The 17,855-nt window shown below is 70.6% G+C and carries 18 protein-coding genes; 4 read left to right on the top strand and 14 right to left on the bottom strand.

The window, feature by feature from the left end; genetic code table 11:
- Nucleotides 1-31 precede the first annotated feature (31 nt).
- The 10 genes from ACYVJ3_RS06685 to ACYVJ3_RS06640 form a co-directional block, all read right to left on the bottom strand.
- Nucleotides 32-391 carry an RNA polymerase-binding protein RbpA gene (locus ACYVJ3_RS06685; protein WP_460851876.1) on the bottom strand — a complete coding sequence of 120 codons (360 nt, stop codon included), beginning with the start codon at nt 389-391 and terminating at the stop codon, nt 32-34.
- A gap of 67 nt (nt 392-458) precedes the next feature.
- Entirely contained in the window at nt 459-692 is a 234-nt protein-coding gene (gene secG / locus ACYVJ3_RS06680; RefSeq protein ID WP_460852246.1) for a preprotein translocase subunit SecG, read from the bottom strand.
- A 50-nt stretch (nt 693-742) separates the two neighbouring features.
- Nucleotides 743-1,537 carry a triose-phosphate isomerase gene (tpiA, locus tag ACYVJ3_RS06675; RefSeq protein WP_460851874.1) on the bottom strand — a complete coding sequence of 265 codons (795 nt, stop codon included), beginning with the start codon at nt 1,535-1,537 and terminating at the stop codon, nt 743-745.
- The gene (locus ACYVJ3_RS06670) at nt 1,537-2,742 is read right to left on the bottom strand and encodes a phosphoglycerate kinase (RefSeq protein ID WP_460851873.1); all 1,206 of its coding nucleotides are present in this window, start codon (nt 2,740-2,742) and stop codon (nt 1,537-1,539) included. Before ACYVJ3_RS06670 ends, tpiA begins: the two co-directional genes overlap by 1 nt.
- Before the next feature lie 55 nt (nt 2,743-2,797).
- The gene (gene gap / locus ACYVJ3_RS06665) at nt 2,798-3,802 is read right to left on the bottom strand and encodes a type I glyceraldehyde-3-phosphate dehydrogenase (protein ID WP_460851872.1); all 1,005 of its coding nucleotides are present in this window, start codon (nt 3,800-3,802) and stop codon (nt 2,798-2,800) included.
- A gap of 144 nt (nt 3,803-3,946) precedes the next feature.
- The gene (gene whiA, locus ACYVJ3_RS06660) at nt 3,947-4,930 is read right to left on the bottom strand and encodes a DNA-binding protein WhiA (RefSeq protein WP_460851870.1); all 984 of its coding nucleotides are present in this window, start codon (nt 4,928-4,930) and stop codon (nt 3,947-3,949) included.
- A gap of 57 nt (nt 4,931-4,987) precedes the next feature.
- Nucleotides 4,988-5,974 (bottom strand): gluconeogenesis factor YvcK family protein, encoded by a 987-nt coding sequence (locus ACYVJ3_RS06655; RefSeq protein ID WP_460851869.1) that lies wholly within the window; start codon nt 5,972-5,974, stop codon nt 4,988-4,990.
- Between the two features lies 1 nt (nt 5,975).
- Nucleotides 5,976-6,836 carry an RNase adapter RapZ gene (gene rapZ, locus ACYVJ3_RS06650; protein ID WP_460851868.1) on the bottom strand — a complete coding sequence of 287 codons (861 nt, stop codon included), beginning with the start codon at nt 6,834-6,836 and terminating at the stop codon, nt 5,976-5,978.
- Nucleotides 6,829-8,793: an excinuclease ABC subunit UvrC gene (gene uvrC, locus ACYVJ3_RS06645; protein ID WP_460851866.1), complete on the bottom strand. Its 1,965-nt coding sequence runs from the start codon at nt 8,791-8,793 to the stop codon at nt 6,829-6,831. The genes rapZ and uvrC overlap by 8 nt, the downstream gene beginning before the upstream one ends.
- A gap of 43 nt (nt 8,794-8,836) precedes the next feature.
- A complete protein-coding gene (locus ACYVJ3_RS06640) occupies nt 8,837-9,262 on the bottom strand; it encodes a hypothetical protein (protein ID WP_460851865.1) in 426 nt (141 codons plus the stop codon).
- A 107-nt stretch (nt 9,263-9,369) separates the two neighbouring features.
- Between ACYVJ3_RS06640 and ACYVJ3_RS06635 the strand changes: the two genes are divergently transcribed.
- Entirely contained in the window at nt 9,370-10,650 is a 1,281-nt protein-coding gene (locus ACYVJ3_RS06635; protein ID WP_460851863.1) for a tetratricopeptide repeat protein, read from the top strand.
- On the opposite strand, the gene ACYVJ3_RS06630 is transcribed toward ACYVJ3_RS06635, so the two are convergent.
- A complete protein-coding gene (locus tag ACYVJ3_RS06630) occupies nt 10,640-11,050 on the bottom strand; it encodes a Rieske (2Fe-2S) protein (RefSeq protein WP_460851862.1) in 411 nt (136 codons plus the stop codon). The two genes, ACYVJ3_RS06635 and ACYVJ3_RS06630, sit on opposite strands and share 11 nt — an antisense overlap.
- Nucleotides 11,051-11,099: 49 nt before the next feature.
- Nucleotides 11,100-13,982: an excinuclease ABC subunit UvrA gene (gene uvrA / locus ACYVJ3_RS06625; RefSeq protein ID WP_460851861.1), complete on the bottom strand. Its 2,883-nt coding sequence runs from the start codon at nt 13,980-13,982 to the stop codon at nt 11,100-11,102.
- 60 nt (nt 13,983-14,042) lie between these two features.
- On the opposite strand from uvrA, the gene ACYVJ3_RS06620 reads away from it, so the two are divergent.
- From ACYVJ3_RS06620 to ACYVJ3_RS06610, 3 genes are read left to right on the top strand one after another with little or no spacing between them, the layout of a single operon-like run.
- Nucleotides 14,043-14,720: a maleylpyruvate isomerase family mycothiol-dependent enzyme gene (locus ACYVJ3_RS06620; protein ID WP_460851859.1), complete on the top strand. Its 678-nt coding sequence runs from the start codon at nt 14,043-14,045 to the stop codon at nt 14,718-14,720.
- Nucleotides 14,717-15,391 (top strand): MBL fold metallo-hydrolase, encoded by a 675-nt coding sequence (locus tag ACYVJ3_RS06615; RefSeq protein WP_460852244.1) that lies wholly within the window; start codon nt 14,717-14,719, stop codon nt 15,389-15,391. Before ACYVJ3_RS06620 ends, ACYVJ3_RS06615 begins: the two co-directional genes overlap by 4 nt.
- Nucleotides 15,385-15,645, top strand: a complete 261-nt coding sequence (locus ACYVJ3_RS06610) for a hypothetical protein (RefSeq protein ID WP_460851857.1) — start codon at nt 15,385-15,387, stop codon at nt 15,643-15,645. Before ACYVJ3_RS06615 ends, ACYVJ3_RS06610 begins: the two co-directional genes overlap by 7 nt.
- 12 nt (nt 15,646-15,657) lie before the next feature.
- On the opposite strand, the gene ACYVJ3_RS06605 is transcribed toward ACYVJ3_RS06610, so the two are convergent.
- Nucleotides 15,658-16,092, bottom strand: a complete 435-nt coding sequence (locus tag ACYVJ3_RS06605; RefSeq protein ID WP_460851855.1) for a MarR family winged helix-turn-helix transcriptional regulator — start codon at nt 16,090-16,092, stop codon at nt 15,658-15,660.
- Between the two features lies 1 nt (nt 16,093).
- Complete coding sequence (locus tag ACYVJ3_RS06600) at nt 16,094-17,827, bottom strand: MFS transporter (protein ID WP_460851853.1); 1,734 nt, start codon at nt 17,825-17,827, stop codon at nt 16,094-16,096.
- Between the last annotated feature and the right edge of the window lie 28 nt (nt 17,828-17,855).

Genomic DNA, 17,855 nt, shown 5'->3' with positions numbered 1-17,855 from the left:
TTGTTCACGCCCACCCGGCCCGAAAGATGCCTCAGAAGACGACCTCGCCCGACTTGCGCCGGGAACGGAGGAGCTTGATCGCGTCGTCGAGGATGACCTCGGCCTCCTTGTCGGAGCGACGCTCCTTCACGTAGGCGAGGTGGGTCTTGTAGGGCTCGATCTTCGTCGGCGGCGGCGCGTTCTCGGAGTCGAGACCGGCCGGGAGACCGCACTTGGGGCAGTCCCACGACTCGGGGACGACAGCCTCGACGGAGAAGGAGATCACCGTGCGGTGCTCGTTGCCGCAGAAGTACGTGACGGTCTGTCGCGGGGCGGCCTCGCCACGCTCGGCCTCACCCATCGGTCCAGCGCCGACCCGACTACCTCGGATCGCGTTGCCTCCACCGGCCAAGGGACTCTCCTGTCGTTACATGCTGTGGCCGGTCCGCGGACGAGCGGACCGGTCGAGAAGTTCTGACTTACTTGTAGGCCAGCAGCAGGCCGAGTGCGATGACGCACGCGAACCAGATGAGGCCGATGCCGATCGTGAACCGGTCGAGGTTGCGCTCAGCGACCGACGAGCCACCGAGGGAGCTCGACACGCCGCCACCGAACATGTCCGAGAGTCCGCCGCCACGGCCCTTGTGCAGCAGCACCAGCATGATCATGAGAACACTGCTGATGATGAGCAGCACGGTGAGGAACGTCGACAGCACGTGGTGGATCCTACGTCAGGGCGCGTGAGGTGCGGGCACCGAGGTGCTCAGCCGAGGACCGGCATGTCGTAGAAGCGGCAGATGCCGCCGAACTCGTCCGCCTGGAGGCTCGCGCCACCGACCAGGCAGCCGTCGACGTCGTCCTTCGCCATGATGCCGGCGACGTTGCTGGCCTTCACCGAGCCGCCGTACAGGATGCGTACGGCGTCGGCGGTCTCGTCGCCGTACGACTCCCTGACCTGCCCGCGGATGGCCGCGCAGACCTCCTGCGCGTCGTCGGGGGTGGCGACCTCGCCGGTGCCGATCGCCCAGACGGGCTCGTAGGCGATGACGAGGGAGGCGACCCGCTTGGCGGTGAGGCCCGCGAGGGAGCCCTCGACCTGCGCCATCGTGAACGGCACGTGCTCACCGGCCTGGCGGACCTCGAGGCCCTCGCCCACGCACACGATCGGCGTCATGCCGGCCTTGATGGTCGCCTTGGCCTTGGCCGCGACCAGCTCGTCGGTCTCGGCGTGGAGCTGGCGGCGCTCGGAGTGCCCGACCACGACGTAGGAGCAGCCGAGCTTGGCGAGCATGCCGGCCGAGATCTCGCCGGTGTAGGCCCCCTCGGCGTGCGCGGAGACGTCCTGGGCGCCGTACTTGATGGCCGTGCGGCCGCCGTCGACGGTGGTCTGCACCGAACGGATGTCGGTGAACGGCGGGACGACCACGACCTCGGCCTTGGCGAAGTCGTGGCGCTTGTCGGCCAGCACGGTCGCGAGCTTCTGGACCAGGTGGACGGCCTCGAAGTGGTTGAGGTTCATCTTCCAGTTGCCCGCCATCAGCGGGGTGCGCTTGCTCATCAGGACTCCATCACCGTGATGCCGGGGAGCTCCTTGCCCTCCAGGTACTCCAGCGAGGCGCCACCGCCGGTGGAGATGTGCCCGAAGGCCGCCTCGTCGAACCCGAGGGTGCGTACGGCGGCCGCGGAGTCGCCGCCGCCGACGACGGAGAGTCCTGCGGTCTTGGTGAGCGCCTCGGCGACGGCACGCGTGCCCTCGGCGAACGCGGCCTGCTCGAAGACGCCCATCGGGCCGTTCCAGAAGACCGTCCGCGCATCGGCGAGCGCAGCGGCGAACGCCTTGCCGGACTCGGGGCCGATGTCCAGGCCCAGCGCATCGGCCGGGATCTCGGAGGCCGCGACGACGCGGGCGGAGGCCTCGTCGCCGAACGAGTCGGCCACGACGATGTCGGTCGGCAGGATGATCTCGACGCCGGTCTTCTCGGCGCGGGCCAGGTAGTCGAGGCAGACCGGGATCTGGTCCTCCTCGAGCAGGCTCTTGCCGACCTCGTGGCCCTGGGCCTTGAGGAAGGTGAACACCATGCCGCCACCGATCAGCAGCTTGTCGGCCTTGCCGAGCAGGTTGTCGATGACGCCGAGCTTGTCGGAGACCTTGGAGCCGCCGAGGACGACGGCGTACGGGCGCTCGGGCGTCTCGGTGAGGCGCTTGAGCACGTCGATCTCTGCCGCGACCAGGTTGCCCATGGCGTGCGGGAGCCGCTGCGCGACGTCGTACACGGAGGCCTGCTTGCGGTGGACGACACCGAAGCCGTCGGAGACGAAGGCGTCCCCGAGGGCTGCCAGCTCGTCGGCGAAGGCGCCGCGCACGGCGTCGTCCTTCGACGTCTCGCCGGCGTTGAACCGGACGTTCTCCAGCAGGGCGACCTGTCCGTCGGCCAGACCGGCGACGCCGGCCTTGGCCGACTCCCCCACCGTGTCGGTCGCGAACGCGACCTCGGCGCCGAGCAGCTCGCCGAGGCGAGCCGCGACCGGGGCGAGGGAGTAGCGCGGGTCGGGCTCACCGGTCGGGCGGCCCAGGTGGGCGGTCACGACCACGCGCGCGCCGGCGCCGGCGAGGGCCTGGATCGTCGGCACGCTGGCCCGGATCCGACCGTCGTCGGTGATCGTGCCGGCGTCGAGCGGCACGTTCAGGTCCGAACGGACCAGGACCCGCTTGCCCGAGACCGAGGCGAGGAACTCTTCGTCGAGAACGTTGTAGGTAGCCATCGCGGGTCAGCCTAGTGGTGCGCCAGAGGTGCGCCACTCAAGGCTGACGTCGAGATCAGGCGGTCAGGCCCGCGGCGACGTGCCCGACGAGGTCGGCGAGCCGGTTGGAGTAGCCCCACTCGTTGTCGTACCAGCCGGCCACCTTGACCTGGTCGCCGATCACCTTCGTCAGCGGCGCATCGAAGATGCACGAGGCCGGATCGGTGGTGATGTCGGAGGAGACCAGCGGAGCCGTCGAGTACTTCAGGATCCGGCCGTCGGCCACGGCGCGGACCGCCTCGTTGACCTCCTCGACCGAGACCTCCCGCGAGGCGCGGAACGTCAGGTCGGTCATCGAGCCCGTCGGCGTCGGCACGCGCACGGCGTACCCGTCGAGCTTGCCCTTGAGCTCGGGCAGGACCAGGCCGATGGCCTTGGCCGCGCCGGTCGACGTCGGGACCAGGTTGAGCGCGGCCGCGCGGGCACGTCGCAGGTCCTTGTGGATGTTGTCCTGGAGGTTCTGGTCGGCGGTGTAGGCGTGGATGGTGGTCATCAGGCCGCTCTCGATGCCGATCGCGTCGTTGAGCGCCTTGGCCATCGGCGCCAGGCAGTTGGTGGTGCACGAGGCGTTGGAGATGACCGTGTGCAGCTCGGGGTCGTAGATGCCCTCGTTGACGCCCATCACGATGGTGGCGTCCTCGTTGGAGGCCGGCGCGGAGATGATCACCTTCTTGGCTCCGCCACCGTCGACGTGGGCGCGCGCCTTCTGGCCGTCGGTGAAGAAGCCGGTCGACTCGATGACGACGTCGACGCCCAGGTCGGCCCACTTGAGGTGGGCGGGGTCGCGCTCGGCGCTGACCGTGATCTCCCGGTCGCCGACCAGCAGCCCGCCGGGCGTCGCCGACACGTCGGCGTCGAGGCGACCGAGGATCGAGTCGTACTTGAGCAGGTGGGCCAGCGTCGCGGGGTCACTGAGGTCGTTGACGCCGACGATCTCGATGTCGAATCCGCCGGCGCGAACCGCGCGGAAGAAGTTGCGGCCGATCCGGCCGAATCCGTTGATGCCTACGCGAACGGTCACTGTGGTGCTCCTTGTGGGGCGTTACCAGGTCAGGGCGTGAACGTGGTGTGGGTCACGCCTGACCTCCACAGTAGCGAGGCCGTTCCACTTATGCACCCCGAGTCTCATCTTTTGAGTTTCAGGAACGCATAAGGGTGTCTCGGATCAGCCCTCGGCGAGCATCTCCGGCGTCAGCGACGCCTCGGTGTCGGGTACGCCGAGCTCCTCGGCGCGCTTGTCGGCCATCGCCAGCAGCCGGCGGATGCGACCCGCGATCGCGTCCTTGGTGAGCACCGGCTCGTGCAGCTGGCCGAGCTCCTCGAGCGAGGCGTTCTTGTGCTGCAGCCGCAGCTCACCGGCCATCTTGAGGTGGTCGGGGACCTCGTCGCCGAGGATCTCCATGGCGCGCTCGACGCGGGCGCCGGCGGTGACCGCAGCGCGGGCCGAGCGACGCAGGTTGGCGTCGTCGAAGTTGGCCAGGCGGTTGGCCGTCGCGCGCACCTCGCGGCGCATGCGGCGCTCCTCCCAGGCCATCAGCGTCTCGTGGGCGCCGAGGCGCGTGAGCAGCTGGCCGATGGCGTCGCCGTCGCGGATCACGACGCGATCCACCCCACGGACCTCGCGGGCCTTGGCCTGGATGCCCAGCCGGCGCGAGACACCGACCAGGGCGAGGGCGGCCTCGGAGCCGGGGCAGGTGACCTCCAGCGAGGACGAGCGACCCGGCTCGGTCAGGGAGCCATGGGCCAGGAACGCGCCACGCCACGCAGCGACGGCGTCACAGGCGCCGCCGGAGACGACCGCCGGCGGCAGGCCGCGAACGGGACGACCGCGCTGGTCGAGCAGCCCGGTCTGACGCGCGAGCGCCTCGCCGTCACGCACCACCCGCACGATGTAGCGGCTGCCCTTGCGCAGGCCGTTGCCCTGGACCATCACGACGTCGGAGCTCTGCCCGAAGATCTCGGCGATGTCCTTGCGCAGCCGGCGAGCGGCGGAACCGGTGTCCAGCTCGGCCTCGACCACGATCCGGCCACCGACGATGTGCAGCCCACCCGCGAAGCGCAGCGTCGAGGCCACCTCCGCCTTCCGGCAGCATGCCTTCGTCACGGGGATCGCCGCGAGCTCTGCCTTCACCTGAGCGGTCATCGCCATGGCCACAACCCTCTCACGCGCGTCAACGACCCTCCGGCCCACGTCGGCGGCCTGGACTCACGGGGTGGCGAAGACCTCGGCGTACACCTCGGCGAGGAGCCGCGGGTCGTGGCGCGGGGTGCCGTCGCCGACGGCGACGTCGGCCAGGAGCAGCCTCGCGTCGTGGGCGGCGACGCAGTGCTCGAGCTCCTCGAGATGGTCACCCTCGAGGCTGCCGCGGTCGGCGATGACGGTGTGGACATGGAGGTCCGGCGCATGCTCGAGGAGTACGCCGAGGTGGTCGGCCGGTCCGAAGCCGCCGGTCTCCCCCGGCTGCTCGGCGAGGTTGAGCACCACGACCAACCGGGCGTCAGTGCGAGCCAGCGCCTCGCGCAGCTGCGGCACCAGCAGGTGCGGGATCACCGAGGTGAACCAGGAGCCCGGGCCGAGCACGATCCAGTCGGCCTCCTCGATCGCGGCGACGACCGCCGGGCTGACCTCGGGGTCGGTCGGGACGAGCGCGACCGAGTCGATCACGCCGTCGGTCGTGGCGACCTCGACCTGGCCGCGCACCGCGACCAGCGCGTCGGGATGACCCGGCACCAGGCCCCGCACCTCGGCAGTGATGTCCATCGGCTCGAGCGCCATCGGGAGCACCCGGCCCTTGGCACCGAGCAGCTTGCCGACCATGTCGAGCGCGTCGACGTGATCGCCGAGAAGGTCCCAGAGGCCGGCGATGAGGACGTTGCCGACGACGTGGCCGCCGAGGTCGCCGTCACCGGTGAAGCGGTGCTGCAGGACGCGGGCCCAGGTGTCGCCCCAGCCGTCGTCACCACAGAGGGCGGCGAGCGCCATCCGGAGGTCACCGGGAGGGAGCACGCCGAACTGGTCGCGCAGGCGCCCCGAGGAGCCACCGTTGTCGGCGACCGTCACGATCGCGGTCAGCTCGTCGACGGTGAGGTCGTCGACCAGGTGGCGCAGGGCACTGAGGGAGGCGTGCAGGCCGTGGCCGCCGCCGAGGGCGACGACCGCCTGGGCGCGATCGCCGGGCGGGATCGGGGTCACCTCACTCCCGCCCGAGGTCGCGGTGGAGCGCGCGGGCGGCGAACCCGAGATCGGTCAGCCGGCTGGCGATCTCCTCGCTCATCGCGACGCTCCGGTGCTTGCCGCCGGTGCAGCCTATGGCCACGCGCATGAACCGCTTGCCCTCGCGGGCGTAGCCCTCGGCGACGCCGGCCAGCACCGGCACGTAACCGGTCAGGAACTCCTCGGCGCCCGGCTGGGAGCGCACGAACTCCGAGACGTCGGCGTCGCGCCCGGTGTGGTTGCGCAGCTCGGGGACCCAGTGCGGGTTCGGCAGGAAGCGCATGTCGGCGACGTAGTCGGCGTCGACCGGGATGCCGTACTTGAAGCCGAAGCTGATCACCGTGACCCGCAGCCGGGTCGCGTCGGGGCTGCCGAACGCGTCAGCGATCCGCGCGGTCAGCTGGTGCACGTTGAGGCTGCTGGTGTCGATCACGAGGTCGGCCTCGGCGCGCAGGTCGGCCAGCGCGACGCGCTCGCGCTCCAGCCCGTCGAGCAGCCGGCCGCCCTGCTGGAGCGGGTGCGGGCGGCGTACGGCCTCCTGGCGGCGGACCAGGACCTCGTCGCCTGCGTCGAGGAAGAGCAACGTGGTCGCGCGTCCGGCGACGCCCTGGGCCAGCGTGTTCGCCAGCCCCTGGAAGAACGAGCCGGAACGTACGTCGACCACCACCGCGATCGGCTGGAGCGGACCCTGGTCGGCGTCGACGAGACGTACGACGTCGGGCACCAGGCTCGGCGGCAGGTTGTCGACGACGTAGAAGCCGAGGTCCTCGAGCTCCTTGGCGGCCGTGCTCCGGCCGGCACCGGTCATGCCGGTGACGACGACCAGCTGTCCCTCAGTCATGGGCGCCATTCTTGCGCGTCGCCGAGCGCTTGGCGTCGTCCAGCGCCAGCGCGTCCTTGATGGCGGTCGCCGTCGACGGGCCGATCCCGGGCACGGTGGCCAGCTCCTCGACCGACGCGGTGCGGAGCTTCTTCAGCGAGCCGAAGTGGCGCAGCAGGGTGCGTCGGCGTACCTCTCCGAGGCCGGGTACGTCGTCCAGCACGGACTCCACCATCGAGGAGGTACGCCGGTTGCGGTGGTGGGTGATCGCGAACCGGTGGGCCTCGTCGCGGACGCGCTGCAGGAGGTAGAGGCCCTCGCTGCTGCGCGGCAGGATCACGGGGTCCTCCTCGCCGGGCAGCCACACCTCCTCGAGCCGCTTGGCCAGCCCGCAGACCGGGATGTCGTCGATGCCGAGCTCGTCGAGCGCCCGCTGGGCGGCCGCGACCTGGGGCGCGCCACCGTCGACGACGACCAGCCCCGGCGCGTAGGCGAACTTGCGCGGGCGGCCGGTGTCGGGGTCGACCAGCATCGGACCCTGGGCCCCGTCGCCCGCGCGGAGCTCGGAGTTGGCCTGCTCGTCCAGGAGTCGCTTGAACCGCCGGGTGATGACCTCGTGCATGGCCTTCACGTCGTCGGAGCCCTCCTGGTCCTTGATCACGAAGCGGCGGTACTCGCCCTTGCGGGACAGGCCGTCCTCGAAGACCACCATCGAGGCGACGATCTCGGTGCCCTGGAGGTGGGAGACGTCGTAGCACTCGATCCGCAGCGGGGCCTCGTCGAGCTCGAGCGCCTCCGCGATCTCGGCCAGCGCCAGGTTGCGGGTCGTCAGGTCGCTGGCGCGCTTGGTCTTGTGCACCGCCAGGGACTCCTTGGCGTTGCGCTGGACGGTCTCCTGGAGGTTCTTCTTGTCGCCGCGCTGGGGCACCCGGATGTCGACCCGGCTCCCCCGTCGGTCGCTGAGCAGCTCCTCGAAGGTCGCCAGGTCGGGCGGCAGGGCCGGCACCAGGATCTCGCGCGGCACCGCGTCCCGGGCCTCGTCGGCCGAGACGCCGCCGTAGAGCTGGAGCAGGAACATCTCGACCAGCTCGGCCGTGCCGCCCTCGTCGGTGCGGTCGGCGACCCAGCCGCGCTGGCCGCGGATCCGGCCGCCCCGGACGTGGAAGACCTGGACGGCCACCTCGAGCGGGTCCTCCGCCAGGGCGATGACGTCGGCGTCGGCACCGTCACCGAGCACCACGGCCTGCTTCTCCAGCGCCTTGTGCATCGCACCGAGGTCGTCACGAAGGCGGGCCGCCTTCTCGAAGTCGAGGGCGTCGGAGGCGGCGTACATCTCCTTCTCGATGCGGCGGGTGAACGCGGTCGTGCGTCCCGCCATGAACTCGCAGAAGTCCTCGACGATCGCGCGGTGCTCCTCGGCGCTGATCTGGCCGACGCAGGGCGCCGAGCACTTGTCGATGTAGCCCAGCAGGCAGGGGCGGCCGATCTGGCCGGAGCGCTTGAAGACGCCGTTGCTGCACGAGCGCATCGGGAAGACCCGCAGCAGGATGTCGACCGTCTCGCGGATCGCCCAGGCATGGCTGTAGGGACCGAAGTAGCGAGTCCCCTTGCGCTTGGCGCCGCGTCCCACCATCACCCGCGGGAACTCCTCGCCGACCGTCACAGCGAGCCAGGGGTAGGACTTGTCGTCGCGGTACTTGACGTTGAAGCGCGGGTCGAACTCCTTGATCCAGGAGTACTCCAGCTGCAGCGCCTCGACCTCGGTCTTGACGACCGTCCACTCGACCGTCGCCGCGGTCGTCACCATCTGGGCGGTGCGGGGGTGCAGGTTGACGACGTCCTGGAAGTACGACGTCAGCCGTGCACGGAGGTTCTTCGCCTTGCCGACGTAGATCACGCGGCCGGTCTTGTCGCGCCACTTGTAGACACCCGGCTCGGTCGGGATCTCCCCGGTCCTCGGGCGGTTGATCAGTGGCACGGCCCAACCCTACGGATCGCCACCGACCATGGGCTGCGCGCGGTCAGCAGCGGCCGATGCTGCCGATCCCCACGGGCCCGCCGTTGCCGCTCTGCGACTCGTGCTCGCTGTGCACCAGCGTGAAGGCGGGGTTGCCCTTCGGGATCGACACCGAGCCGACGTCGGAGGTGTGCCCCTTGGCGATCAGGCCGGAGTCCCACACGCGCGAGGTCTCCTCGTTGTTCTTGAGCACGATCATCCCGGCGCCGACCCGTGCCTGGTTGCCGTTGACGAGCCGGTTGTAGATCCGCCAGGTCGCGCCGCTGTTCACCAGCTCCTTGCACGCCTGGTGCTTGGCGCCGCCGTACGTCGCGATCGTGGTCCAGGACCGGCCCGACGCATGGGCCGGAGCGACCATCGCTCCCACGGGTACGGCCACCAGCAGTGCGGTGGTGGCGGTCAGGGCAGCGAGGTGGCGGGGGGTGCGCATGACTCGAGTGTCCGCCTCGCATCGCCGTCGCGCGGCCGAATCGGATATCTGGCGCGCATCGCCCCCGATCGCGCGTGATCCAAAGTGCAGTCGTCTACTTTGGTTTCATGCACCCCGTCGATCGCTACGGCCTCCGGCTGTCGACGACGCCGGTGGCAGCGGCGGCGTACAACGAAGGCCTGCTGGACGTGCTGCGGCTCAAGCGCGGCGCGCTCGACCACTTCGCCGAGGCGATCGCGCACGACCCGTCCTTCGCGCTCGGGCACGCGGTGCTGGCGCTGATGGGGCACGAGTTCGGGGCGCCGGTGGACGTGGACGCACGGCTCGCGCGGGCGCGCATCCACGCGGGTCGCTGCAGCGACCGCGAGCGCTCACACATCTACGCGCTCACCCGCTACATCGAGGGCGACACCGCTCCCCTGCTCCGCCATGTCACCGAGCACCCGGCCGACTCGTTGCTGCTCTCCATCGCCGTGCCGACGATCGCCTTCGCCGGCGCGACCGAGGTCCCCGAGCAGGCCTGGGCGTTGGTCGAGCAAGCCGCTCCGGCGTACGGCGAGGACTGGTGGTACGCCGGGCTGCTCGCCTTCATGCGCCAGGAGCAGTGCCGCTTCGACGAGGCGATGAGCCTGTCGTGCGCCTCGCTCGCGATCGAGCCGGGTGCCGGGCACTCCGCGCACGCGCGGGCGCACGCGCACTACGAGACCGGCGACCACGTCGGTGGGCTGCGATGGATGTCGGAGTGGGTGCTCGCCGACGGATCGGCATCGGAGTCGCTGTCCCACTTCTCCTGGCACGCGGCCATGCACGAGCTCTCGCTCGGCGACCTCGACGCGGTGCGCACGCGCTACCACGCCCAGCTCGACCCCGCCGGCGCGCTGGGCTGCCGGTCGTTGGTCGACAGCGGCTCGCTCCTGTTCCGCTGGGCGCTCACGCCGTCGGCCGAGGCGGTCCCGGACATCGGCGACGTCATCGCCACGACCAACCCGCTGACCATCGAACGCCCGGCCACGCCGTTCCTGGCCCTGCACGTGGCGACCGCGCTCACCGCGGCCGGCGACGTCGACGAGCTCGACCGGATCACGGCGTGGGCGGCGGTCCACGCTCACCCGACGTTCCGCGAGGTCGTCGCACCCCTCGCCTCCGCGCTGGGCCGGCTCGCGCGCGGTCACGCCTCCGAGGCGGCCGACGCACTCGGACTGCTCGACGCCCACCAGTGGCGCCTCGGCGGGTCCGACGCCCAGCGGGAGATCATCGAGGAGGCGCGCATCGCCGCGCTCCTGCGCGCCGAGCGCTGGACCGAGGCACGGGACCTGCTCGACCGCCGGCTGGACCGTCGCCACGCGCCGCGCGACGTCGCGTGGCGGGAGTCGACGCTCAGGCCGTGAGGATCGAGTCGCCCTTGACCTTGATGGCGACCGCTGGAAGCGCGACCGTCGCCGGTCCCTGGAGCACCGAGCCGTCGGCGAGCGAGAACTGGCTGTGGTGACAGCCGCACTCGACGTGGTCGCCCTCGACAGCGGTGATCGGGCACTGCATGTGGGTGCAGATGTTGGAGTAGGCCTGGAACGTGCCCGCCTTCGGCTGGGTCACGATCACGTTGTGCTCGGTGACCACGATGCCGCTGCCGACGGGGACGTCTGCCTTCTTGGCCAGGAGCGTGCCGGCGGCCGGTGGGGCGGCGCTGTCCCCAGGAGAGCCCGCGCCGCCGCACGCCGCGAGGAGAGGTACGCCGGCGCCGAGCGCCGCGACGCCACAGAGGGCCTGGCGCCTGCTGATGTTCGTCATGGGCGGAGCGTAGAACGCGTGGCTGTGAACCGGCTGAGCGGGCGCGGGGTCAGGCCTTGACCCGGACCGGCCTGCTCTGCTTGGCCTCGCGGCCGTCGAGCAACGGCTTGAGGAACATGCCGGTGTAGCTCTCGGCGACCTTCGCGACCTCCTCGGGCGTGCCCTGCGCGACGACCTGGCCGCCGCGCGAGCCGCCCTCGGGGCCCATGTCGATCAGCCAGTCGGCGGTCTTGATGACGTCGAGGTTGTGCTCGATCGTCAGCACCGTGTTGCCCTTGTCGACCAGGCTCTGCAGGACCGAGAGCAGCTTGCGGATGTCCTCGAAGTGCAGCCCTGTCGTCGGCTCGTCGAGGACGTAGACCGTGCGGCCGGTCGACCGCTTCTGCAGCTCGGTGGCGAGCTTGACCCGCTGGGCCTCGCCGCCGGACAGCGTGGTCGCAGGCTGCCCGAGCCGGACGTAGCCCAGACCGACCTCGCAGAGCGTCTTCATGTGGCGGCTGATCGCGGGTACCGCGGCGAAGAACTCGGCGGCCTCCTCGATCGGCATGTCCAGCACGTCGGCGATGGTCTTGCCCTTGTAGTGCACCTCGAGCGTCTCGCGGTTGTAGCGGGCGCCGTGGCAGACCTCGCACGGGACGTAGACGTCGGGCAGGAAGTTCATCTCGATCTTGATCGTGCCGTCGCCGGAGCACGCCTCGCAGCGGCCGCCCTTGACGTTGAACGAGAAGCGTCCCTGGAGGTAGCCGCGCATCTTGGCCTCGGGCGTCTGCGCGAACAGCTTGCGGACGTGGTCGAAGACGCCGGTGTAGGTCGCCGGGTTGGACCGCGGCGTGCGGCCGATCGGGCCCTGGTCGACGTGGATCACCTTGTCGACGTGCTCGAGGCCGGTGATCTTCTGGTGGCGACCCGGGATCGTGCGGGCGCCGTAGATCTGCTTGGCCAGCGAGGTGTAGAGGATGTCGTTGACCAGCGTCGACTTGCCGGAGCCGGAGACGCCGGTGATGGCGACGAACATGCCGAGCGGGAAGGCGACGTCCACGTTCTGCAGGTTGTGCTCCTTGGCGCCGATCACCTTCAGCTCGCGGCCGATGGTGCGGGGACGGCGTACGGCGGGGACGGCGATCTCGCGCCTCCCCGACAGGTACTGCCCGGTCATCGAGTCGGGGTGCTCGAGCAGGCCCTTGACCGGCCCGGAGTGGATGACCTGGCCGCCGTGCTCGCCGGCGCCCGGGCCGATGTCGACGACCCAGTCGGCGACCTTGATGGTGTCCTCGTCGTGCTCGACGACGATGAGGGTGTTGCCGAGCTCCTTGAGCCGGACCAGGGTCTCGATCAGCTTCTGGTTGTCGCGCTGGTGCAGGCCGATGGAGGGCTCGTCGAGGACGTAGAGCACGCCGACCAGGCCTGCGCCGATCTGCGTGGCGAGCCGGATGCGCTGGGCCTCGCCGCCGGACAGGCTCCCGCTCGGTCGGTCGAGCGAGAGGTAGTCGAGGCCGACGTCGAGCAGGAAGTTGAGCCGCTCCTGGATCTCCTTGAGGACCCGCTCGCCGATCTGGCGCTCGCGCGACGACAGGTCGAGGTGGCGCAGGTAGTCGGCCGCCTCGTTGATCGGCAGCGCGCAGACCTCGGCGATGTTCTTGCCGCCCTGCTCCTTGGAGCCGAGGGTGACCGACATCGAGACGGGCTTGAGGCGGGAGCCGTTGCAGACCGGGCAGGGCACCTCGCGCATGAATCCCTCCATGCGCTCGCGGCTGACGTCGCTCTCGGCCTCACGGTGCCTCCGCTCGACGTAGCGGCGCACGCCCTCGAACTCGGCGTAGTAGGCGCGCTCGCGGCCGTAGCGGTTGCGGGTGACGACGTGGACCTTGGTCGAGTGACCGTTGAGGATCGACTTCTGCGCGTTGGCCGGGAGGTCCTGCCAGGGGGTGTCGACGTCGAAGCCGAGCTCCTCGCCGAGCGCGATCAGCAGCTTGCCGAAGTAGTCGGCGACGTGCGCGTGGCTCCACGGCTGGAGCGCGCCCTCGGCGAGCGTCGCGGTGGGGTCGGGCACGACCAGCTCCGGGTCGACCTCCATGCGGGTGCCGAGGCCGGTGCAGGTCGGGCAGGCGCCGAACGGGGAGTTGAACGAGAACGAGCGCGGCTCGAGGTCGTCGGTGTCGATGGGGTGCTCGTTGGGGCAGGCCATCTTCTCGCTGAAGCGCAGCTGCTCGCCGGAGTCGACGAAGTCGAAGAGGACCAGGCCGCCGGCCAGGCCGAGGGCGGTCTCGACGGAGTCGGTCAGGCGACGCTTGGAGGTCTCCTTCACCGCGAGGCGGTCGACGACGACCTCGATGGTGTGCTTGAGCTTCTTGTCGAGCGTGGGCGGGTCGTCGAGGCTGTGCGTCTCGCCGTCGACCCGCGCGCGGCTGAAGCCCTGCGCCTGCAGGGTGCGGAAGAGGTCGACGTACTCACCCTTGCGGCCCCGGACGACCGGGGCGAGGACCTGGAAGCGGGCCCCCTCCTCGAGCGCGAGGATCCGGTCGACGATCTGCTGCGGCGTCTGGCGCTCGATCGGAGCACCGCAGGTCGGGCAGTGGGCCCGGCCGGCGCGGGCGTAGAGCAGGCGGAGGTAGTCGTAGACCTCGGTGATGGTGCCGACCGTGGAGCGCGGGTTCTTGCTCGTGGACTTCTGGTCGATGCTCACCGCAGGGCTGAGGCCCTCGATGAAGTCGACGTCCGGCTTGTCCATCTGGCCGAGGAACTGACGGGCGTACGCCGACAGCGACTCGACGTAGCGACGCTGGCCCTCCGCGAAGATGGTGTCGAAGGCCAGGCTCGACTTGCCGGAGCCGGAGAGGCCCGTGAACACGATGAGCGAGTCGCGGGGAAGGTCGATCGAGACGTCCTTGAGGTTGTGCTCTCGGGCGCCGCGGATGATGAGCTGATCCTGCACCCGGCCAGCCTACGGAGCGCCACCGACATACCCACATCACGACTGCGGGAGAATGGGGCCGTGAACTCCGTCGAAGCCCTGCTGGACGCCACCGACCGCTATCTCGCCTCGCTCGCGGACCTGACCGACGAGCAGCTGCGCGAACCGTCGCTGCTCCCGGGCTGGACCCGCGGCCACGTCGTCGCCCACGTCGCCCTGAACGCCCACGGCCTCGCGCGGGCGCTGCGCGGCGCCCGGACGGACGCTCCGATCCCGGTCTACGACTCCCAGCAGTCGCGCAACGCCGAGGTGGAGGAGCGCTCCTCCGGGTCGGCCGACGAGCTGCGCGCGCAGAACCAGATGGCCTCGCTGCGCCTGGCCGGCGAGCTTCGCCTGATGAAGGTCGGCGTGAGCGTCGAGCGGATCCCCGGCGGGCCGGTGATGGACGCACCGACCATCGTCGAGGCCCGCTGGCGCGAGGTCGAGGTCCACCGGGTCGACCTCGGTCTCGGCTACACGCCGGCCGACTGGCCGCTCCCCTTCGCCGCCTCTGCCCTCGAGACGGCCGCGGCGGACCGCGGCGAGCAGGTCTCGCTCACGTTGCACGCCCAGGACCTGGGCCGGACCGTCCTGGTCGGCAAGGGCGGACACGGCGTGGCCGGCTCCGCCGGCGACCTCGCCTGGTGGCTGCTCGGTCGCGGCACGGGCGAAGGGCTGACGTCCACCCGCCCCCTGCCTACGCTGGGCGCATGGCGATGACCTACACCGGCGACGTGACGGTCGGCGGGCCGGCCGACGTACGCGAGCTCGCGAGGCTGACCATCACCAAGGTGGCCGTCGACGAGAAGATGGCCAACAACGCCTACCTGCTGCGCTGCAACGCGACCGGCGAGCAGCTGCTCATCGACGCTGCTGCCGAGGCCGAGACGCTGCTGCCGCTCGTCAGCGACGGCCTCGCCGCCGTGGTCACCACCCACCAGCACTGGGACCACCACCGGGCGCTCGCCGCCGTGGTCGAGGCGACCGGCGCGACGACGTACGCCGGAGCGCCGGATGCCGACGCGATCACCGAGCAGACCGGCGTACCGGTGTCGGTGCGCGTCGCGGACGGCGACACGATCTCCGTCGGCGGGTGCACGCTCGAGGTCGTCCGGATCACCGGCCACACGCCCGGCTCGATCGCGCTGGCCCACGACGACACCGCGAACGGTGGCACCTGGCACCTCTTCACCGGCGACTCGCTGTTCCCCGGAGGCTGCGGCGCGACGTTCGGCGACAAGGCGGCGTTCGCGACCCTGATCGACGACGTCGAGCACAAGGTCTTCGGCCGCTTCCCCGACGACACCTGGTTCTACCCGGGCCACGGCAAGGACGGCGTCCTGGGCGACGAGCGGCCCCACCTCGCGGAGTGGCGCGAGCGCGGATGGTGACCGGAGGCGGTGCCGGATTCGCCCCCGAGACTCCCCCGACGGCGCCGTTGGTCTGGCTGCTCCGCGGCATCTTCTACACGGTCGTCGGCCTCGGCATCACGGCCTGGGCGCGCGGCATGCGCGAGCCCGGGCACCCGACGCCGGCGATGGTGCACTTCCTGGTCGGGGTCGGCCTGTTCTCCGCGGTCCTCGGTCTGGCGTTCGTCGCCTGGGGCCTGATCCGGCTGCTGCTCGATCGGCGTCCCAGCGAGTAGCTATCCCTCGACCTATCCCTCGACGAGGTGGTGCAGCAGCGGTGCCAGCTCGGCGAGGCGCGCCTGGTCGACGGCAGGCAGGGTGCCGATGCGCCGGCGTACGTCGGAGATCCGGGCCTCCGCGCCGGCAGCGACGACCTTGCGCCCGGCCGCCGTGAGCCCGACCAGGACCGCGCGGCCGTCGTCGGGATCGGCCGACCTCTCGGCGTACCCCAGCTCGCAGACGCGGTCGACGATCCGGGTGACCGCGGCGGCACTGACCCCCTCGAACTCCGCGAGCGCGCTGGCCCGGCACGGTCCGAGACGCGAGAGCGCGTACAACGCGCTCAGGCCGCTGGCGGCGACGCCCTCCTTCGGGGCGCTGCGCCGGAGGTCGCGCAGGAGCCGGACCATCGCGACGTACAGGTCGGCGGCGACATCGCCGTCGCGCTCCTGGTCGGTGGTCACGTCACTCCTCCTCGGGGAGTGCCATGTTGACCGCGGCCTCGCCGACGACCGGCTCCTCGGCATGGACGTACTTGCCGCCGGCCAGCCACGAGGTGAGCGCGGCGAGCAGGCACATGCCGGCGGCGGCGCCGAAGACCACGATCAGGCCGTGGTGGAAGGGATCCGACATGAGCTCGGGGAAGAACTGCTTGCCGGTCAGGGTGGAGAGGTCCGGCGAACCGAGCGAGATGCCGTGCGCCTGGATCTGGTCGAGGATCGTCCGGATCGGGTTGAAGCCCAGGAACGAGGCGAACAGCGAGGCGACCGGCGGCATCTGGCCGGCCGCGTCGGCGGCCTTCGCCGCGACCCCGTGGGCAGACAGGCCGCCCGTGAGCGTCGACGGCAGCTGGGAGGCGAGGCCGGCGATCATCAGCGAGAAGAAGACGCCGATGGACAGCGACGAGCCGGCGTTGAAGAACGTCCCGCGCATGCCGGACGCAGCCCCGCGCTGGTGGGCAGGGACGGAGTTCATGATCGCGGAGGCGTTGGGGGCCGCGAAGAGTCCCATCGCCAGGCCGTTGACCAGCAGCAGCGTCGCGAAGACGCCGTAGGCGAAGTTGGCGGGGATCAGCAGGAAGCCCACGAACGTGGCGGCCGCCAGGATCATCCCGCCGGTGGCGAACAGACGGGCGCCGAAGCGGTCGGAGAGCACGCCGGACAGCGGGCCCGCGATGAGGAAGCCGACGGTCAGCGGGAGCATGTAGATGCCCGCCCAGAGCGGCGTCGACTCGTAGGAGTAGCCGTGCAGCGGCAGCCAGATGCCCTGCAGCCAGATGATCAGCATGAACTGCATGCCACCGCGGGCGATCGACGACAGCAGTCCGGCCAGGTTGCCGGCCCAGAACGGCCGGATCTTGAACAGGCTCATCGCGAACATCGGGTCGGCCGAGCGGGTCTCGATCCAGCAGAACAGCACGAGCACGACCGTCCCGCCGATCAGGCCGGTCAGGACCCACGGGTTCGTCCAGCCCATCGTGTGCGCACCGTACGGCTGGATGCCGTAGGTGATCGCGACGAGGATCGAGGTCAGGCCGACCGCGAAGGACAGGTTGCCGGGCAGGTCGAGGCTGCCGTGCCGGCGTACGCCCGTCTCGTGCAGGGACAGGTAGGACCAGATCGTGCCGACGACACCGATCGGGACCGAGACCCAGAAGACCAGGCGCCAGTCGATCTCCGACAGGACGCCACCGATGATCAGACCCAGGAACGACCCGGCGACGGCGGCGACGTTGTTGACGCCCAGCGCCATGCCCCGCTTCTCGGGCGGGAAGGCGTCGGTCAGGATCGCGGTCGAGTTGGCGAAGAGCATCGAGCCGCCGACACCCTGGAGCACGCGGCCGACGATCAGCCACATCGCTCCGTGACCGCCGGTGAACGGGTCGAGCGAGAGCAGGATCGAGGAGATCGTGAAGACGACGAAGCCGAGGTTGTAGATCTTCACCCGGCCGTACATGTCGCCGAGGCGACCGAGCATCACCACCAGGACCGCGGAGACGACCAGGAAGCCCATGATCATCCAGAGCAGGTAGCTCACGTTGCCGGCACCGAGCGGGTCGAGGTGGATGCCCTTGAAGATCGCCGGCAACGAGATCAGCACGATCGAGGAGTTGATGGTGCTGATCAGGATGCCGAGGGTGGTGTTGGACAGTGCGACCCACTTGTAGCGGGGACTGTCGACGTCGGTCCGTTTGCTCACGTCGAGCGAATTTATTTCACATCGGCTA

Source organism: Nocardioides montaniterrae, assembly GCF_054782655.1.
This window is presented reverse-complemented; position numbering and strand designations above follow the sequence as displayed.

Excerpts from the sequence above, each read along its gene's own strand:
- ACYVJ3_RS06615 (WP_460852244.1), top strand. The coding sequence starts at position 14,717 with ATGACCTACACCGGCGACGTGACGGTCGGCGGGCCGGCCGACGTACGC.
- ACYVJ3_RS06610 (WP_460851857.1), top strand. The coding sequence starts at position 15,385 with ATGGTGACCGGAGGCGGTGCCGGATTCGCCCCCGAGACTCCCCCGACG.
- ACYVJ3_RS06670 (WP_460851873.1), bottom strand. The coding sequence starts at position 2,742 with ATGGCTACCTACAACGTTCTCGACGAAGAGTTCCTCGCCTCGGTCTCG.
- ACYVJ3_RS06635 (WP_460851863.1), top strand. The coding sequence starts at position 9,370 with ATGCACCCCGTCGATCGCTACGGCCTCCGGCTGTCGACGACGCCGGTG.
- rapZ (WP_460851868.1), bottom strand. The coding sequence starts at position 6,836 with ATGACTGAGGGACAGCTGGTCGTCGTCACCGGCATGACCGGTGCCGGC.
- whiA (WP_460851870.1), bottom strand. The coding sequence starts at position 4,930 with ATGGCGATGACCGCTCAGGTGAAGGCAGAGCTCGCGGCGATCCCCGTG.
- tpiA (WP_460851874.1), bottom strand. The coding sequence starts at position 1,537 with ATGAGCAAGCGCACCCCGCTGATGGCGGGCAACTGGAAGATGAACCTC.
- ACYVJ3_RS06640 (WP_460851865.1), bottom strand. The coding sequence starts at position 9,262 with ATGCGCACCCCCCGCCACCTCGCTGCCCTGACCGCCACCACCGCACTG.
- ACYVJ3_RS06630 (WP_460851862.1), bottom strand. The coding sequence starts at position 11,050 with ATGACGAACATCAGCAGGCGCCAGGCCCTCTGTGGCGTCGCGGCGCTC.